The sequence below is a fragment of the Brevibacillus brevis NBRC 100599 genome, from assembly GCF_000010165.1.
Lineage (GTDB): Bacteria > Bacillota > Bacilli > Brevibacillales > Brevibacillaceae > Brevibacillus > Brevibacillus brevis_D.
The window spans coordinates 5,865,190-5,883,081 of the sequence record NC_012491.1; the positions used below are offsets into that span (position 1 = coordinate 5,865,190).

Below are 17,892 nucleotides of genomic sequence, written 5' to 3' on the forward strand. Positions count from 1 at the left end.
TTCTCCATGCACAGTAGCGCTTGATTTATATGAGTATTTCCTATGCTTTTGGCAGTTCAAAGGAACTCTTCAATGATACAATCCGGTTGAATACGAGCTTATCATCTGTCGTATGCTTCGGATCGACATTGAAATAGCCATGACGGAAAAATTGATACTTGTCTTGAGGCTTGGTTTCTTTCATATTTGGCTCCACGTAGCCTTGCAGCACTTCCAACGAATTCGGGTTAACGTTATCGAGGAAAGTACCCTCTGAGTCTTCATCATCCATAATCAATGGCTCGTACAAACGGAATTCAGCAGGAACTGCTTGGGTCGCGTCCACCCAGTGAATCGTACCTTTTACCTTGCGACCTGTAAAACCGCTGCCGCTCTTCGTCTCAACGTCATACGTGCAATGGATCTCGATCACGTTGCCTTCTGCATCCTTCACAACGTCATTGCATTTAATGAAATACGCGTGCTTCAGACGCACTTCATTTCCCGGGAACAAGCGGAAATACTTGCTCGGCGGGTTTTCCATGAAGTCGTCCTGCTCAATGTAGATTTCGCGGGAGAACGGAATTTCACGATTGCCCATCTCTGGGTTCTCTGGATTGATCTCCGCTTCGAGCATCTCAACCTGTCCTTCCGGATAGTTCGTGATGACGACCTTCAATGGATTCAATACAGCCATCGTACGTGGTGCCTTCAGCTTCAGGTCCTCACGGATGAAATACTCCAGCATTTTCTCGTCAACGGTGCTGTTCGCGCGCGCTACTCCTACTTCACGAGCGAATGTACGAATCGCTTCCGGTGTATAGCCGCGACGACGGAAGCCTGCGATGGTTGGCATGCGCGGGTCATCCCAGCCGTCTACCACATTCTCATCGACTAGCTGTTTCAGCTTGCGTTTACTCATAACGGTGTTTGTCAGGTTCAAGCGAGCAAATTCGTACTGGTGTGGTACCTTCTCCATTTCGCACTCGCGGACTACCCAGTCGTATAACGGGCGATGATCTTCGAATTCCAGCGAGCACAGGGAGTGTGTCACGCCCTCAATAGCATCCTCCAACGGATGAGCGAAGTCGTACATCGGATAGATGCACCATTTGTCGCCCGTGTTGTGATGCGTTGCATGGGAGATTCGATACAGAACCGGATCACGCATGTTGAAGTTCTGCGAAGCCATATCGATTTTCGCACGCAGCACTTTTTCCCCGTCCTTGAATTCCCCTTGGCGCATACGTGCAAACAGGTCCAGGTTTTCCTCCACAGACCGGCTGCGGAACGGACTATCTGTGCCTGGCTCTGTCCATGTTCCACGCATTTTACGCATGTCTTCAGGAGACAGATCGTCTACGTAAGCCAGACCTTTTTTAATCAACAGCACCGCTCGGTTGTACATCTCTTCAAAGTAATCAGATGCAAAAAACAACCCGTCCCATTCGAAGCCAAGCCATTGAACGTCCCTTTTGATGGCTTCTACGTATTCGATGTCTTCCTTCACCGGGTTCGTATCGTCAAAACGCAGGTTGGCCTTGCCGGAGAATTCTCGTGCCAACTCAAAGTTGAGGCAGATTGCTTTTGCATGTCCAATATGGAGATACCCGTTCGGTTCTGGGGGAAAGCGGGTAATGATTTCCTTTACTTTGCCCTCTTGCAAGTCATCAATCATGATATTGCGGATAAAATTGGATGCCGCTACCTTGTTTTCCAATGAAATCAACCTTTCACTTCACCTTTACATTCCATAATACTGATTCTCTTCCCAGAGTTCAACAAAATCGGGTCGTTGACCGACCCGCTCACGTCTCCCATTGCTGCCCCGTTTGCCATTGTGACCTGCAATACAGGTGAATAACAGAATCAATGGCTAAGCGCTGCTCCGTGATCCCACGAATCGTTTCGAGATGCTTAGAGGGAATCAGATGCAGCAAAGGCTGTTCAACATGATTGAACCGTTGGAATGCTTCCGCTGCAATCCGATCCCACTGCGGGTAATACCGAAGCAAATCATCGGGCATTACACGGGAGCGGTCCGTGTCGGACTCGGGCAAACACTCAAAAGGTTCATCCAAATTTAACGTTCCATAATCATCAGTCAGCTCTTCGCCCGGAAAAATATCCCGTGCAGCCAATTCCATATCATACATGGTCGGCACACAATTCGCATGAAAGCTGTGGTTCACGTACCTTGCCTTATCCCAACAAAGAATGTACTTTCCGAACTGGTTCTTAAACGAATATTTTTGTACGTCCTGTTTTCGTAATGAGTCAAGTCTTTCCACAAATGCAGGGTCCAATACTTGGTCCAAATCATCCTGTGCCCATACAATCGTTCCTTTTGGGATAAACCTTGTCGCAAACACACCGTACCCGATCTCATCGTTGATATAGCGCAATTCCGTATCGGGATGCATCATGGTCTTTGTTTCACTCCTTGGCAAATGTGCCTTTTTATCATCATAAGCAGCTTTGCCCCAGGAGGTGTGTGAATATCTGTCGAAAAATACATAGCATTCCTAACTATTTTTCCGGATTAAAATATTTTTCTTATTTACCACAAATGGTAAATAGTCTATATTATTGGCAAACGGAGTTTTAGGAACATTTTCCCACAACGATTGAATCAGTATATGTGTCATTTTATGCTTCACCCATTGATATCGAAACGGCATACCCGGGGAAATCCGGCGACGCAAAGCTACAGGGGCTACCTCCGCAACAGCGGACACGCTTGCCAGCTACCGAAGTATTGATGTAGGACGCGACCAATGATCCTATATCATTGGTCTTTTTTTGCGCTCATAATGTCTATTTTTGTCTACTTTTGTATGTTTGTGTATTTTTAACTTTTAAAGGAGGTGAGGCAACAGCGGATAGCCGGTTTAATGAATCATTATTCTTTTCATCATGAAGGAGGTTTCATAGGAATGTCATTCTGGAAGAAACTCTCGACCGTCGCGCTGACTGCTGTCATCGGGGTATCAACATTCTCTGGAGCACAAGCTGCTAACCGTCCAACATCGATGTCACCGAACGCAATGGTGACGACTCCTCACTATCTGGCTACGGCTGCGGCCCTGAAAACATTGGAAGACGGTGGAAATGCAGTAGATGCTGCTATTACAGCCGCTTCCACCTTAGCTGTTGTCTATCCTCATTACACAACCATTGGCGGAGATAACTTCTGGCTCATCTACAATGCCAAAACAAAAGAGCTGAAGGCGCTGAACGGCAGTGGTCGCGCAGGCGAAAAGGCAACCATCGACTATTACAAAGGCAAAGGCTACGAAAAAATCCCGTCCCGCGGTTATGAATCAGCAAACACTGTCCCTGGTGTCGTCTCCGGCTGGTGGGAGGCGTACAACTACGCCCATAAAAGCATGGGCAACAATAAGCTTCAATGGAACAGACTGCTGGAGCCTGCCATTGGATACGCCGAGAACGGATATCCCGTCTCCCCCAACCAAGTATATTGGACAAAATACGCGACAGATCCAACTGACAATGACTTGAAGAATCTTCAACGTTTTGATGGATTCCGCAAAACATTCCTGAAGCCCAACGGCGATCCTTATGCAGCGGGCGAAATTCTCAAACAAAAGGATCTTGCCAATACTTTGCGAATCATTGCGAAAAAAGGCGCTGACGGTTTTTATAAAGGAGAAGTTGCTAAAAAAATCGTAGCAGACATGAAAGCCAACGGCGGATTGCTCACGTTGAAAGATTTTGAGAAGCATACCTCCACTTGGGCAGATCCCATTACGGTAGACTACCGTGGCTACAAAGCGTATAACGTTCCACCTAACTCCCAAGGCATGGCATCGCTCTCTATTCTTAATGTTTTGAATAACTTTGACCTCAAAAGCATGGGTGAAGGAACACCTGATTACTACCACACGATTGTGGAAGCTACCAAACAGGCTTTCGCTGACCGCGACAAATGGCTGACTGACCCCGCCTTTGCGGATATCCCTGTGGATGAGCTGTTGTCCAAGCAGCACGGGAAAGATTTAGCTGCGCGCATTGATATGAAGCAAGCAGCCAAATCCGTAGAACCGCTTGATCCAAAAGGCGATACAACCTGGTTCGGGATCGTCGACAAAGATGGAAATGCCGTGTCCATCATTCAGAGTCACTACTTTGACTGGGGTTCTGGCATCGTAGCGAAAGATACGGGTGTCCTTTTACAAAACCGCGGAAGCTACTTCTCTCTGGATTCCAAACACATCAATCACTTGGAACCAGGAAAACGCACCTTCCACACCATTAACCCAGCTATGCTCTTTAAAGGGGACAAGCCTTATCTTCTTTACGGAACACAAGGGGGAGAAGGACAACCGCAAACGCAAGCCGCTCTCGTCACACGCATCGTAGACTTTGGTTTCAGCGTGCAAGACGCAATCGAAGCGCCAAGATGGCTGCATGGACGCAACTGGGGATCTGCTTCCAACAATCTCAAGGTGGAAAGCCGCATCCCTCAAGAAGTCCTGGACGAGCTCATTAAACGTGGGCATCCAGTCGAAAAGCTGGAAGCAGCCTATACCGATGCGATGGGACAGTCCGGCGCAATCCTGATTGACCCGCAAACCAATGTAAAATTTGGCGGTGCTGACCCTCGCGGTGAAGGCGCAGCAATGGGCTATTAATATATTGTCAGACTGCTGAGCTCATCTCAGCAGTCTGCCTGTTTCTATTTCGCATTCACGGATTAGGAGTGGACAAACCTATGTTTTTGTTCAACAAACTCAGGAACAAAATGATTCTTTGGTTTCTCGTCGTGGCCGTCATTCCACTTACTGCCGTTTCGTTGTTTATCACGAGCAGCTTTTCATCCATTCTCATTGATAAACAAAAATCATCCTATGTTGACCTTACTTCCAGTACAGCCATAGCGATGGATCAATATCTGGACCGGCGTATGACAGAAATTCAAATTTTAGCCCGCACCTCGGATATTCAATCCGATGATGCAGCAGCAAAAAATGAATTTATTCGCAAGTTTACCGAGGAAATGAAGCTGTATGACGGAAACACGTTTATCGCAAGCGATGGAAAAGTAACGGCTGATACGTTCCCCAAAAGCGTTGGAATCAATCTTGGCGAGCGCCAATTCTTCAAAGACGGTATGCAGGACAAGCCCAGCTTCTCCGATGTTCTTGTTGCGAAGACAACCGGCAATCGCTCTATCATCGTCGCTTCCCCTGTAAAAGGGAAAAACAACGAGAAGCTTGGTGTCTTGACCGGGCTCGTCAATGTAGATGACTTCACAGCTACCTTTCTCAAAGATTTGAAAGTAGGCAACGATGGTTATCCGATTCTCGTTGATAACAAGAACCAAATTCAGTACCACCCTACCCAGGATCTGATCGGAAAACCGCTTGCGGAATCCGCTCTGCCGCAACCATTAACGGAAATCCTTCAATCAGGAAAAACAGAAAAGGGCTCATACAGCTACTCGGACAATGGCAAGGAATACGTTGTCACCTACTCCCCCATTCCCAAGACCAACTTTGGTTTATATCTGCATATCCCTGTTGAATCTATAACGTCTGCGGTTTCATCCGTTACCACCATGGTCAGGATCATTGTCATCGTTGTTGTTGCTGTCGTGACCGCAATCGCCTACGCTGTTTCCCGGCAAATTTCACGCCCTATTGCAGCAGTTGCCTCCGTGGCTAACCGCATTTCCGAGGGTGAACTGACTGTACAACCCTTGCAAATTCGAACCAAGGATGAGGTTGGACAGTTATCCCAATCAGTAAACACAATGGTGCTCAACCTGCGAACGATTATTCAACAAGTGAATGATACAGCCTCAGATCTTGCTTCTTCCGCAGAGGAATTGTCGGTCAACGCCGACCATACGAGCAAGGCTACCGAGCAAATCGCCATAACGATTCAGGAAGTAGCTTACGGTGCGGAAAAACAAGTGAAGAGTGTAGAGGAAAGTGTCACCGCAATTCAAGGCGTATCGACAGGGGCTCAGCAGGTTGCCACGAATGCACAGCAAGCTGCTGAATCGGCTATGGGCGCTTCCCAAATTGCAGTGGAAGGCAATCAGGCCCTTCAGGTCGTTATCAGCCAGATGCAATCGATCGAGAACACTGTCGGCAACATTGCTGATATCGTCAAACGATTAGGAAACAGCTCGCAGGAAATCGGACAAATCGTACAAGTCATCACCGCCATTGCTGAACAAACAAATCTGTTAGCGCTAAACGCAGCGATTGAAGCGGCGAGAGCTGGTGAACAAGGTCGCGGTTTCGCCGTTGTAGCAGACGAAGTGCGCAAATTGGCTGAGCAGTCCGCGGAATCCGCTCAACAGATTAAACTATTGATTACGACGATTCAGCTCGAATCAAACCAGGCTGTCCTTTCGATGGAACAAGGCACCAAAGAGGTCGCCACTGGACTTACGGTCGTTAACAATGCAGGCAAGTCCTTCGAACAGATCCAAGATGCTGTCACGCAGGTGGCAAGCCAAATCCAAGAAGTAAAGGCTTATTCTGAGCAAATGTCTTTTGGCACCAAACAGGTGGTAGAGTTGGTTAGTGTCATCGAAGAAGTAGCGGAGAATTCTGCTGACGGAACACAAAGCGTATCGGCCGCCACAGAAGAACAGCTGGCAGCTATGGAAGAAGTCAGTTCATCATCAACTTCTTTGGCAAGAATAGCCGAAGAACTGCAATCTCATGTAAGCAAATTCAAGATATAGTCCAAACAACGAAAAAGGAAAGCCGCCTTGCAAATTGCTCGGCGGCTCTTTCCTGCTTGTGCTTATACAAACTCCCACATCCGGTCAGGATGATTCGTGCAAATTTGAACCTGAGGATGCCACGAAATGACTTCGCGGATATGTTTCGGATCATCCAGCGTCCACGCAATGACTTTGAAGCCTTTTTCAATCGCGGCTACTGTTAGCTCACGATTCAGAAACGGATATCCCATGGAGAGGATCGTAGCACCTGCTGCCTCCATCTGTTCCAGCATGAGTACAGGGCGACCATATACAATCAGACCTGTCTGCACTTCTTGATCGAGCGTGCGAACGTGACGGATCAAATCGTGGTCAAATGAAGTCAGGTACACCTCTTGCTTCATTCCGTGCTTTTCTACAAGCGCGAGCACCTTTTCAGCGATATCCGGGTACATATCACTTGTTGCTTTCAACTCGATATTTAGCGTGCAGCGACCTTTTACTGCGATCAGCGCTTCCTCCAGTGTAGGGATTCGCTCGCCCGCAAACTTGTCGCCAAACCAGCTCCCTGCATCCAGCTCACGCAGCTCTGCCAAGGTACGATCCATGACCAGACCGCGGCCATTGGTCGTGCGCTCCAGCGTAAAGTCATGAATCAGCACCGGAACACCGTCACGCGTCAGCTGTACATCAATTTCCATTGCTTTGATAGCTGGCTCTGCCAAAGCCAGTCGAATCGCTGTCATTGTATTCTCCGGGGCTTTGCCTGACCACCCGCGATGTGCCATACAAATGTTCATTTCGCCAGCTCCTCTATCATTTCGTTTCTATTATTTTTTCAAAAGCTTGCTGCCTTTTTCCGTTGCCGTCTGCATCGCTTCATCTACTGTCGCTTGGCCAAGCATCGCACGCTGCAGTTCTTTTTGAATCACATCCTGCAATTCTTTGTAGCCTGGAGCCATTGGACGAGGATAGCCGTATTGCAGCTGATCTACCGCGACCTTGAAGTTTGGATCTTTTTCATAGAATGCCTTCATTTCAGTCGAATCAATTGCTTCTGTCGTAACAGGCATATAACCGGAAGCGATCGACCACGGAACCGTTTGCTCGGTATCGGTCATCCACTTCATGAATTCCCACGCCGCTTTTTTCTCTGCATCAGTCGACTTCGCCAGCATCACGAGATTCGCGCCGCCCGTTGGCGTACCAAAGTTTTTATTGGCTGGAAGGAAGGCTGCACCCATGTCAAATTTGGCATTTTTCTTCAATTCCGTCAAGGAGCCTGTCGATGTAAAAATCATGCCTACCTTTTGATTCAAGAAGTCTTGCTCCGCTACATCCCACGCATTGTAGTTCTCTCCTGGAGGGTTTTTCATGATGCCTTCCTTCACCATTTTGGACCAAAGCTCAAGTGGCGCTTTTCCTGCTTCGTTGTTGATCGTCAGCTCTTTGCCGTTCTCACTCAGAATGTTGCCCCCGCCTTGGAAAACGAGCGCTTCGTAGAACCAAATATCAACTGGTGTCGAGAAGCCGTACCGGGTAATTTTGTCTCCCTCTTTTTTGCTCAGCTTTTGAGAAAAGCTGACGAGCTCATCCCATGTTTTCGGACCGTTTGAATCAAGCCCTGCTTCTCTTAACATATCGCGGTTGATGTACAGCAATGGAGTGGAGCGGTTAAATGGTACTGCGTACAGTTTGTCATTCCAATAAGAGTTTTTCATGAGACCTGGAATGTACTTCTTTTCATCCCCTTCGGAGTAAGGTGTCAAATCTTCCAAAACCTTTGCATCTGCAAATGCCGCAATCGAAGCGATCTCGACCATCGTGACATCTGGATTGTTGCCCGCTGCTACAGATGCCAATACTTTGGAGTGGTTCTCTTGATACGCCCCTTGGTAGGCAGGTTTGACGATAATATCTTTATGTGTTTCATTGAATTTTTTGACCATATCCTCGATGGTTTTCCCACGAACGCCACCCAACGCATACCAGAAATCAATTTGGACAGGGCCACTGGATGCTGTAGACGCTGCAGGCTGAGAAGTGCTACCTGTACTAGCAGACTGTTCTTTGCTAGATGATCCGCATCCAGCCAATACTCCTGACAAACCGATAGTCAATGCACATAGAATCGTTCCAGTTCTTTTCAATGAAAACATGGTTTGATTTCCTCCCTAAGAGCTCACTTTTATTATTTGGATTGATAGATGAACGCTTTGATAATATGCCGTTGTGCCACGAAGAAAATCACGAGAATCGGTAGAATGAGGATCATGTTGCCCGCCATCATGACGTTCCACAAGGTTCCGCCGTCGGACATGTGCAAGCTGGATATTCCGATCGGCAAGGTGCGTACCTCGTCGCTGTTGGTCATAATCAGCGGCCAGAAATAGTCGTTCCAGTGATAAATAAAGCTAAATAGTCCAAAAGTGACCAGCACCGGCTTCGCCATCGGCACCATGATCGTCCACATGATCTTCCATTCAGACGCGTTATCCAGACGTGCTGCCTCGATCACTTCATCGGGCACCTGCATGAATGCTTGCCTGAGTAGGAAGATTCCGAAAGCACTGGCTGCGTACGGCAGGATGAGCGACCACAGCGTGTTGACGAGTCCCCAACCGCTCAATTGCACGTAGATCGGCAAAAAGATGACTTGTCCGGGAATCATCAAGACAATCAAGACCAGACCAAACAACAGATTGCGACCGGGAAACTTGTAGCGTGCAAAAGCGTAAGCCGCAGGTACCGCTGTTAAAAATTGCAGGAGCAATATCCCTACCGCAACCAGAATGCTGTTCCACGTATACATAAGGAACGGACCAGATTCCCAGGCTTGGGCGAAGTTGCTCCACTCCCACGTCTCAGGCAAAAGCGTCGGGGGAAATTGCAGGACCTCTGGCATCGTTTTGAAGGCCGTCGATGCCATCCACAGAAACGGGAACACAAACAGGAAAGCTACGAGCAAAAGTCCAATCCATTCTACGGTCTTGCGTGAAGCCAAAACCACTCGATACATGCTGCTCCTCCTTTCTCACGAGTTCATCAACGATAATGCACGCGCTTGGACATCACCAAGAAATGTACAGCTGTTAAAATCCCTACTAGTATCAGCAAAATGACAGAGGCAGCCGAAGCAATCCCGCCATTGTAGAAGTCCATGCCCTGCTCGTAAATGTAGTAGACAAGCATGTTCGTACTATTGATTGGACCACCCTGTGTCATAATGGCGATCGTGTCAAACGCTTGGAAGGATGAGATCGTATTAATAATGAGCAAAAAGAAAATGGTCGGCGACAGCATCGGTATCGTAATCCGTCTCAGCGTCCGCCACCACGGCGATTGATCGAGCGCTGCTGCCTCGTATATATCGCCCGGAATGCTTTGCAATCCTGCGATGAAAATGAGCGTGTTATAGCCGACACCTTTCCAAATGCTGACGATAATCAGTGACAGCAAGGAGCTTTTTGGATCAGTCAGCCACGTATACGCAGGCAATCCGACCGCTTCCAGTCCTGCGTTCAACAGGCCAAACTGCGGGTCCATCAGCCACATCCACAGCATCGAGACAGATACCAGCGAAATAATGTGAGGACTGAAAACAGTCGCCTGAATAATGCCGTACACCTTTGCCTTTTTGTTCAGCCACAGGGCGAGCAGGAAGGATAGCGTCAAGCCGATCCCCACTGTCGCAATGGTAAAGACCGCGGTATTTCCCAATACTTGATGAAAATCCCCGTCTACCATCAAGTCCTGATAGTTTTGCAAGCCTACCCATTCCATTTGCTCCAAATTGATCAATGACCAGTCCTGAAAGCTCAAATAAATGATCGAGCCAATCGGGTAAAAGAAGAACAGGGCAAAGCAAATCAATGCGGGTGCCAGATACAAGTACGGACGCAGCCGGGATGCGAGGTCAGACCATGCAAATGCCTGTGAACTCACTTCTTTTTTTGACTGGCTTACACCCGGCAACTCCTGTACAGTTGCCGCTTTTCGCATCAGTTATCCCCTCCTGCGCGTGTCGATACAGGCACTCGACCACTCATGCGACCTACTCGTTTTCCGCTCCCTTTTTCGAAAACATAGATGTACTCCCACGGTACAGTGACCGTGACTGAGGAGCCGACCTGCATCGCGACCTCCGAGTCCGCTTTGACGATGACCCTGCCTTTTTCCGTCTCCACGTGAAGGAGCGTGTCTGAGCCGAGAATTTCCCTGGATACGACTTGACCTCGTGCGTTCCACATCTCTTCGCTCGTGATGGCAGAGACAGCAGCAGGCAACAACACTGCTTTTTCCGGGCGGAATCCCCATACGTGCTCACTCTTACCCTCCGCAGAAACAATGTTCATCGGCGGAGAACCGATAAATTGGGCAACAAACAGATTTTCCGGCTCCTGATACAAATCCATCGGGGTCGCTACTTGCATAATGTGTCCGTCATTCATGACGACGATCTGATCGCCCATGGTCATCGCTTCTACCTGATCATGCGTCACGTAGATGAAGGTGCTGCCCAGCTGTTTGTGCAGGCTCGTCAATTCCACACGCATCTGATTTCGCAGCTTCGCATCGAGATTGGAGAGCGGTTCGTCCATCAGGAAGACCTTCGGCTTTTTCACCATGGCCCGCGCGAGTGCAACACGTTGCCTTTGACCACCGGAGAGCTGAGAAGGCTTGCGCTTGAGATAATCGGTTAGCCCGACGATTTCCGCGATCTCCTCTACTAGCACCTGACATTCCTTTTTCGACGTTCCGCGGTTTCTCAAGCCATAGGCGATATTGTCGTACACGTTCATTGTTGGGTAGAGAGCGTAATTTTGAAAAACCATCGCAATATCACGCTTGCCAGGTGGCAATTGGTTCACCGTTTGATCACCGATTATGATTTTGCCGTCCGTCACTGTTTCCAAGCCAGCAATCATCCTGAGTGTGGTTGATTTCCCACAGCCGGACGGACCTACCAGAACCGTAAAAGAGCCGTCTGGAATGACCAAATCTAATCCTTTGACCACACTTTGATTCTGAAAGGCTTTCGTTACCTTCTCCAACACCACACGTGCCATCTGCTTTTATTTCCCTCCTTGTGCCTTTGCGGCCAGCATCTCCGTAACAAATGTCTCGAAATCGGCGTAGCGGTAATCCGGAGAAGCGTAGGGCCATTTCTCTTGTCCGTACCACTCCAGCACGACAGATTGCACACCCGCTCCTACCGCAGCCAGTACATCATAGCGACTGTCACCGATCATCATGGCTTGCTCGGGACGTTTGCTTAGCGCTCCCAGCGCTTTTTGTACAGGCTCAGCCGACGGCTTGCCTCGTGATACATCATCGACGGTGACGATTGCCTCAAACAGATGCTCAATCCCCGCCATCTCCAGACCAGCCAATGTAAACTCCCGTTGCTTGTTTGTGACGATCGCCATCGTAAAGCCCGCCGCCTTCAGCTTTTCCAACCCTTCACGAACAAATGGAAACAGTTTGACGTGTTCTTCATGATGCTCCCGTACATAGGCGAAGTATCTCTGTAGCACTTCCTTTTTGTCAGGAACGCCTGCTGCTGTAGCAACTGCCGCCAAAAAATCATCAAACGATTCTCCAAAACGGGCGAGAAGCTCTTCCCTGCTAAAATGTCCCGGTGCGTACTGCTCAGCAGTAAAAGCAACGGCATCCACGACCGCATCCCGACTGTCCAGCAAGGTCCCGTCCAAATCAAATAACAACGCTTGAATCAAGGTTCTTACACTCCTTCCACAGCAGGGGACTTCCGACTGAAACAGCTGTCGCTCCATGCTTTAATACTTCCTCCATCTGTTCCCGCTTGCGAATTAGCCCGCCAGAAATGATCGGGGTATCGATCACACTTCGAAATTCTTCGATAAACTCTGGCAGCAAACCAGGCATCAGCTCAACAGCGTCAGGCTGTGTATCTTGCAGGGAGGTTAGGCCTGATTTAATCGAGTCGCTATCAACCAAAAACAAACGCTGAATCGTCAGTAGGCCTTGCTTTTTCGCCAGCTTGACCAGTGTGTTGCGCGTAGTGACGATCCCGTCTGGCTTAACGTAATGCCCCAGAAATGCAATGCCTTCCCTGTCATGACTGATTCCGCCAATCCGCTCCAAATGAAGAAATACAGGGATATTTTTCGCCTTAAAATAATCCACGTAGCCTTTAATCACACCAATGTTGCCAATCGAGAGTACCGCAGCACTCAAATTTGCCTCTGCCGCTTTTTCCAGGTGCTTCGCTTCTTTTACAGAAGCGATTAGCTTGTACTGTGCCAGTCTTGCACGAAACTGTTCCCGGTTCACTCGTTACGCCTCCTTATGCCCAAGACAAAAAACCCTGCGACATGACAATGCCAAAGAACTCTCGATGAAAGTGCTTGGAAAGGCTGTCGGGGGTTTCTCCATGGCTCCAACCGAAGGGATGTGTTCACTTGTTACTTTGAATGGTACTGTACGAGCGTTAAGGAAGCTTAAAGGGAATGTTAATTATCGGAAAAGATGTGATTTACAATTGTTGATCGGACTTTAGTGGAGGAGAGGAAGCTGTAATTAAAACGATGCCCACTAGAATACGACGGCTTCGTCATTTCCTAAATGATCTCGAGAAGAAATCAACTTGTGCTTTTAAACCTGGTATTCTGCAATTGATAATTCTCTTTTATTGTTCAGAGATAATAAAGTTATAGACCGGAACCCCTTACAGTACAAGAAGTCCCGGTCTTCTAAATCACCATGTCATTGAAAATTAGTTTTAGTCTATAGTCTCAGACAGTTCTTGTCCTCTAATATCAGATTGGCTCCGCATGGATAAAGATACCACTGCTGGCAGGAGCGCAATCGCTACACCGATTGCGCCAATCCAACCGACGGCTTGAAGCGATATGTTTTCTACAACCATGCCCCCAATTACAGATCCAACGGCCATGCCCAATTGTACGATGGAAGTGTTCAAGCTCAGAATGATTCCGGAGGCTTTGGGTGCCATACCAATCAGATATACTTGTTGGACCGGACCAGTCGACCAAGCAAAAAAAGACCACAACATCAGTAAAGGCAGCACGAATACGGAAGAATGGGAGAATACTGTTATTAGTAGCAAGATCCCGGAGTGGAGAAGCAAGCCACCAATCATAGTACGGGGAATCCCCCATTTATCTGCGCCATAGCCGCCAACCTGAGAACCAAGAAGACTGGCTATGCCGAATACAAATAGCCCGATACTGACCATCCGGTCGCTCATCCCAGTAATGGTCAGGAGGAACGGAGAAATATAAGTATAAATGATCGTATAACCTAGAATCCAGAAAAAGCTAATGGACAAGGCAATAGAGATTCGAGGCGTTTTAAGCAGGGAAAGCTGCTCCCGTATGGGAACTGGAATCTCGCCCTTAGACTTGGGAATGGTCAGCAGAAGGACAAACATAGCGATCAGGCTGAGCACTCCGATACCCGTAAAGATGATCTTCCAATCATAGGAACCAGCAATAACTCTCCCCAGAGGAACACCTAGAATAAGCGCGAGATTAAAGCCTAAGAGAACCGTTGCAATCGCACCGCCTTGCTTGCCCGGCTGAGCAATCTTAGAGGCAACGGTTAGAGCGACCACCATAAATACACCGGTTCCAATCGCCAAAATAATTCTAGCTCCGAACAACATGGCGAAGCCAGTCGTTGTAATCGTGACTAGATTTCCTAAAAGAAATAGCACCAAAGCAGCCAACATGAGCTTTCTTCGGTCCATTTTTGCGGTGATTGCAATCAAAATTGGAGTACCGATCGCGTATGCAAGCGAGTAGACAGTGATGAGCTGCCCGGCTGCTGCTAGCGTCACGCCGACATCACTTGCGACCCTATCTAATATTCCAGCGATAACAAATTCAGATGTCCCTACCAAAAAACTGACGATGGCCAGTATGTAAATTTTCCATGAGTTTAGCATGTCGATCCCTCTCATTCTATTTTCGCAATTCTAGAAACGTGCGAAAATCCCCAGATAAAAATCCTCTTATTGTTTGGCAAGCTCCTTACGAACAATAGGTGCAACCTTAGTACCGAGAAGCTCGATCGTCCGTAGCAATTCGCGATGCGGCAGTGAGCTGAAATCGACGTACATAAGGAAACGGGTCAAGCTTAAATTCTGCTGTGCAAGCAGAATCTTCTCCGCCACATATTCTGGATCTCCAACATATAAGGCACCACGAAGGTCGCAAGCTTCTTCGAACGAGTTACGAGTGTAATGTGGCCACCCTCGTTCCCGTCCAATCTGGTTCATCTGCTCGGCCATAACGGGAAAGTATCGTTCCGCCGCAGCTTCAAACGAATCCGCAATGAAACCATGGGAATGCGTTGCAATCTGCAAATTGCCGGAATCGTGCCCTGCCTTCTCGGCGGCTTCCTTATATAGTTTCACCAAAGAGGCAAACCGTTCCGGCATCCCACCGATAATCGAGAAGATAACAGGAAGTCCCAGCGTGCCGGCTCGAACTGCTGATTCCGGCCTGCCGCCTGTGCCAATCCATACGGGCAGCTGGACCTGCTGTGCACGGGGGTATACGCCCATATTGTTAATTGCCTGGCGATGCCCTCCACCCCAGGTCACCTTCTCCGTAGTCCGTATTTTTAATAAAAGCTCAAGCTTCTCTTCGAACAACTCCTCGTAATCGTTTAGGTTATATCCGAACAGCGGAAACGACTCAACGAAAGAACCTCGTCCGGCCATGATCTCGGCCCGCCCTTTTGATAGGCAGTCCAGCGTTGCGAAGTCCTGATATACACGGACCGGATCATCCGAAGAGAGCACCGTTACGGCGCTAGATAGCCGAATTCGCTTGGTTGTGCATGCTGCAGCTGCAAGAATGATAGCAGGAGACGAGCTTGTATAGTCGCTCCGATGATGCTCACCAATAGCATACACGTCAAGCCCAACTTGATCAGCCAATTGAATCTCCTCGATCGCTTGACGCAGCCTCTCTGCCGGCGACACTCCTCCATGATCAGGCCTTGTGTGGAGAAAAGTGGTAATTCCCAACTCCATGCTCTTTGACTTTTCTTCCAACATAGTTTCCTCCCCCAAACAATTCATCACTTCTAGAAATGTAGAAATCTATTTTAAAAAAATTTACGCCAGCAAATAAGGCGCAAATTTCTCTGCAACTTCTTGATTAACACTATAGTGAATAAACGATCCATTCTTACGCGAATTGATTAAGCCAGAATCGGTTAATTGCTTCAGATGATGCGACAACGTTGAGCCAGCCACCGTTTCGAGTCTTTCACCAATGGCAGTAAAGCATTGATTACTCTCCTTTGCTAGCATCAAAGCGATTTTTAAACGCGTGGGTTCACCTAAAGCTTTGTATACTTTAACCGCCTGCCCCATTTCTTCTTCGTTTTCAGCCATGATGATCTCCTTCCTAAGAGTTACTCTACATTTCTATAAGTGTCGAAATGATATTAGCACTACATTGTTGAAATGTAAAGTGCTCATTATTGCTTACCTACCTAGGAAAGCCTAGAGAGTAGCACCCGTCCAACTATACAATCGTGTGCTTGTGCATTCATGGCTCGACTTATGATAAAGTGGTTTTGAAGAAAAAAGGAGGATGGCATGTATGCAAAATCAAATCGGTTCTGACGCTTTGCCGCCAAAAACCTGTACAATCGATCGTTTAATTACCGTGAAGCCGGATATCGAGAAAGTATTATTGGGACAAAAAACCGCGACCCGGCGCAATGGACGCTACGCAGATGTTGGTGAAATCATGACCCTCGAAGGCCACGAATTTGTAATCGACAAGGTTTATTCACAGTCGCTCGGGGAATTAACCGATGAAAATGCCAAGCAAGAGGGATATTCGAATGTAGAGGAATATAAGCAATCCATTCTATCCTCTCATCCTGGGATGCCTTGGCTGCCGCAAATGCGAGTGTGGGTCCATGAATTTAGCCCGGGCAAGAAAAAATAACGGTGGGCATTTTATTATATAAGGCGATTCTTTATCTACATATTCTCAGTGCCATGATGTCTATTGGACCGTTTTTCGTTCTGCTACCCATGATGAAAAGATTGCGAGAGGCTAACCTCACCAAACAACAGGCCTATCTGGATACTTTCAGGTCTACAACACGCTTGGCGAAGCATGCCGGTCATGTTTTGGTCATATCCGGGGTATTGCTAGTCATGGGTGGGAATTGGTCATGGAAGACGTCCTGGATTGTGTTGACCGTATTGATCCTGGTAAGCTCCTTGTATTTCCTGGCACGCGCATTTTCGCCGAAGATACGGAAGTTTAATGAAACTGACCAGGACAAGGATAAATTGGTGCAGTCGCTTACCCGTTCGATCTGGATCTATTTGTTTCTTTTGCTGACCATGTTATGGTTCATGGTGGTGAAGCCTGAGGTATGGTAGAGATGATAAAAATAAAACACCCAGAACTACAATCAGTTCCGGGTGTTCCTTTACATGAATTTACGAAACCGCAATAACCGCATCCAATGCGATCAACGCTTCTGCTTCAATGGCTTTTGCCATCACATCGGTGTGCGGGTTATACGATTCGAGCAAGTCTGCATCGGCATATCCGTCGATAGCCAAAATAGAGCCTGCCTTCATTCCGCGAAGCGCCGCAATCACGAACAGGGCGGTGTTTTCCATTTCGACGGCCAAAACGCCAGCTTTTTGGTACAGCTTGTGCGGAAATTCCAACACCCCACTGTAAAAGACATCGAGTGTCAGCGTGATTCCTTCGAATACCTTCAAGTCTGATGCATTTGCTCCCGATGCTTGTACGAGCGCGTCCACGACATGGCGATTGGCAACAGCCGGGAAGCCCGCCGGAACCAACTGACTGGTCAAGCCGTCTTGGCGAACTGCCGCGGAGCTGATGACGAGGCTACCTGTCTCAATTTCCTTTTGGTATGACCCGGCAGTTCCTACGCGAATGATGACCTGAACGCCGCCCTTCGCCAGCTCCTCGAAGCATACGGCTGCTCCCGGTGCCCCTACCCCATGGCTCACAACCGCTACCTCGACGCCTCTCCACGTACCCGCATAGCTGTGATACTCGCGGTTTTCCCCGATTTGACGCTGATCATCGAGTTTCGATGCAATCAAGGCCGCACGTTTTGGATCACCGCACACGATGACGCGCTTGGGCAGTTGTTCTGGATCTACCTTTAGATTCGTCAACATC

General features: G+C 48.2%; 17 protein-coding genes and 1 riboswitch. Of the genes, 4 read left to right on the top strand and 13 right to left on the bottom strand.

All coding sequences use genetic code 11. The features are described from left to right. Nucleotides 1-40 precede the first annotated feature (40 nt). Both BBR47_RS27745 and BBR47_RS27750 read right to left on the bottom strand, forming a co-directional pair. On the bottom strand, nt 41-1,708 hold the full coding sequence (locus BBR47_RS27745) for a glutamine--tRNA ligase/YqeY domain fusion protein (protein ID WP_015893717.1): 1,668 nt from the start codon (nt 1,706-1,708) through the stop codon (nt 41-43). Nucleotides 1,709-1,787: 79 nt separating this feature from the next. Next, the gene (locus tag BBR47_RS27750; protein WP_015893718.1) at nt 1,788-2,405 is read right to left on the bottom strand and encodes an SET domain-containing protein; all 618 of its coding nucleotides are present in this window, start codon (nt 2,403-2,405) and stop codon (nt 1,788-1,790) included. Nucleotides 2,406-2,645: 240 nt separating this feature from the next. Continuing rightward, nucleotides 2,646-2,734, top strand: a riboswitch (cyclic di-GMP riboswitch). A gap of 181 nt (nt 2,735-2,915) precedes the next feature. Here BBR47_RS27750 and ggt point away from each other — a divergent pair. Next, nucleotides 2,916-4,634, top strand: a complete 1,719-nt coding sequence (gene ggt / locus BBR47_RS27755; protein ID WP_015893720.1) for a gamma-glutamyltransferase — start codon at nt 2,916-2,918, stop codon at nt 4,632-4,634. 80 nt (nt 4,635-4,714) lie between these two features. Continuing rightward, nucleotides 4,715-6,703, top strand: a complete 1,989-nt coding sequence (locus tag BBR47_RS27760; protein WP_015893721.1) for a methyl-accepting chemotaxis protein — start codon at nt 4,715-4,717, stop codon at nt 6,701-6,703. Between the two features lie 62 nt (nt 6,704-6,765). Here the strand turns inward: BBR47_RS27760 and BBR47_RS27765 are convergent, their stop codons facing one another. From BBR47_RS27765 to BBR47_RS27810, 10 genes are all read right to left on the bottom strand, one after another. Then, nucleotides 6,766-7,485 (bottom strand): glycerophosphodiester phosphodiesterase, encoded by a 720-nt coding sequence (locus tag BBR47_RS27765; RefSeq protein WP_015893722.1) that lies wholly within the window; start codon nt 7,483-7,485, stop codon nt 6,766-6,768. A 30-nt stretch (nt 7,486-7,515) separates the two neighbouring features. After that, entirely contained in the window at nt 7,516-8,844 is a 1,329-nt protein-coding gene (locus BBR47_RS27770) for an ABC transporter substrate-binding protein (RefSeq protein WP_015893723.1), read from the bottom strand. A 32-nt stretch (nt 8,845-8,876) separates the two neighbouring features. Beyond that, a complete protein-coding gene (locus BBR47_RS27775) occupies nt 8,877-9,704 on the bottom strand; it encodes a carbohydrate ABC transporter permease (protein ID WP_015893724.1) in 828 nt (275 codons plus the stop codon). Nucleotides 9,705-9,730: 26 nt separating this feature from the next. Next, entirely contained in the window at nt 9,731-10,687 is a 957-nt protein-coding gene (locus BBR47_RS27780; RefSeq protein WP_015893725.1) for a carbohydrate ABC transporter permease, read from the bottom strand. Then, the gene (locus BBR47_RS27785; RefSeq protein WP_015893726.1) at nt 10,687-11,754 is read right to left on the bottom strand and encodes an ABC transporter ATP-binding protein; all 1,068 of its coding nucleotides are present in this window, start codon (nt 11,752-11,754) and stop codon (nt 10,687-10,689) included. Before BBR47_RS27785 ends, BBR47_RS27780 begins: the two co-directional genes overlap by 1 nt. Before the next feature lie 6 nt (nt 11,755-11,760). After that, entirely contained in the window at nt 11,761-12,423 is a 663-nt protein-coding gene (locus BBR47_RS27790) for an HAD family hydrolase (protein ID WP_015893727.1), read from the bottom strand. Further along, entirely contained in the window at nt 12,401-13,000 is a 600-nt protein-coding gene (locus BBR47_RS27795; protein WP_015893728.1) for a glycerol-3-phosphate responsive antiterminator, read from the bottom strand. Before BBR47_RS27795 ends, BBR47_RS27790 begins: the two co-directional genes overlap by 23 nt. A gap of 448 nt (nt 13,001-13,448) precedes the next feature. Then, complete coding sequence (locus tag BBR47_RS27800) at nt 13,449-14,636, bottom strand: MFS transporter (protein ID WP_015893729.1); 1,188 nt, start codon at nt 14,634-14,636, stop codon at nt 13,449-13,451. 66 nt (nt 14,637-14,702) lie between these two features. Further along, on the bottom strand, nt 14,703-15,755 hold the full coding sequence (locus BBR47_RS27805) for an LLM class flavin-dependent oxidoreductase (protein ID WP_041749703.1): 1,053 nt from the start codon (nt 15,753-15,755) through the stop codon (nt 14,703-14,705). Between the two features lie 60 nt (nt 15,756-15,815). Then, a complete protein-coding gene (locus BBR47_RS27810) occupies nt 15,816-16,097 on the bottom strand; it encodes an ArsR/SmtB family transcription factor (protein WP_015893731.1) in 282 nt (93 codons plus the stop codon). A gap of 211 nt (nt 16,098-16,308) precedes the next feature. Between BBR47_RS27810 and BBR47_RS27815 the strand changes: the two genes are divergently transcribed. Beyond that, nucleotides 16,309-16,662 (top strand): ASCH domain-containing protein, encoded by a 354-nt coding sequence (locus BBR47_RS27815; RefSeq protein ID WP_015893732.1) that lies wholly within the window; start codon nt 16,309-16,311, stop codon nt 16,660-16,662. 2 nt (nt 16,663-16,664) lie between these two features. Continuing rightward, nucleotides 16,665-17,108: a DUF2269 family protein gene (locus tag BBR47_RS27820; protein WP_015893733.1), complete on the top strand. Its 444-nt coding sequence runs from the start codon at nt 16,665-16,667 to the stop codon at nt 17,106-17,108. Between the two features lie 60 nt (nt 17,109-17,168). Here the strand turns inward: BBR47_RS27820 and BBR47_RS27825 are convergent, their stop codons facing one another. Further along, nucleotides 17,169-17,891, bottom strand: coding sequence for a nucleoside phosphorylase (locus BBR47_RS27825; protein ID WP_015893734.1), 723 nt, complete (start codon nt 17,889-17,891; stop codon nt 17,169-17,171). Nucleotide 17,892 lies beyond the last annotated feature (1 nt).

Coding starts and splice junctions, on each gene's coding strand:
- BBR47_RS27750 (WP_015893718.1), bottom strand. CDS start 2,405: ATGATGCATCCCGATACGGAATTGCGCTATATCAACGATGAGATCGGG.
- ggt (WP_015893720.1), top strand. CDS start 2,916: ATGTCATTCTGGAAGAAACTCTCGACCGTCGCGCTGACTGCTGTCATC.
- BBR47_RS27760 (WP_015893721.1), top strand. CDS start 4,715: ATGTTTTTGTTCAACAAACTCAGGAACAAAATGATTCTTTGGTTTCTC.
- BBR47_RS27765 (WP_015893722.1), bottom strand. CDS start 7,485: ATGAACATTTGTATGGCACATCGCGGGTGGTCAGGCAAAGCCCCGGAG.
- BBR47_RS27770 (WP_015893723.1), bottom strand. CDS start 8,844: ATGTTTTCATTGAAAAGAACTGGAACGATTCTATGTGCATTGACTATC.
- BBR47_RS27775 (WP_015893724.1), bottom strand. CDS start 9,704: ATGTATCGAGTGGTTTTGGCTTCACGCAAGACCGTAGAATGGATTGGA.
- BBR47_RS27780 (WP_015893725.1), bottom strand. CDS start 10,687: ATGCGAAAAGCGGCAACTGTACAGGAGTTGCCGGGTGTAAGCCAGTCA.
- BBR47_RS27785 (WP_015893726.1), bottom strand. CDS start 11,754: ATGGCACGTGTGGTGTTGGAGAAGGTAACGAAAGCCTTTCAGAATCAA.
- BBR47_RS27800 (WP_015893729.1), bottom strand. CDS start 14,636: ATGCTAAACTCATGGAAAATTTACATACTGGCCATCGTCAGTTTTTTG.
- BBR47_RS27805 (WP_041749703.1), bottom strand. CDS start 15,755: ATGTTGGAAGAAAAGTCAAAGAGCATGGAGTTGGGAATTACCACTTTT.
- BBR47_RS27810 (WP_015893731.1), bottom strand. CDS start 16,097: ATGGCTGAAAACGAAGAAGAAATGGGGCAGGCGGTTAAAGTATACAAA.
- BBR47_RS27815 (WP_015893732.1), top strand. CDS start 16,309: ATGCAAAATCAAATCGGTTCTGACGCTTTGCCGCCAAAAACCTGTACA.
- BBR47_RS27825 (WP_015893734.1), bottom strand. CDS start 17,891: ATGTTGACGAATCTAAAGGTAGATCCAGAACAACTGCCCAAGCGCGTC.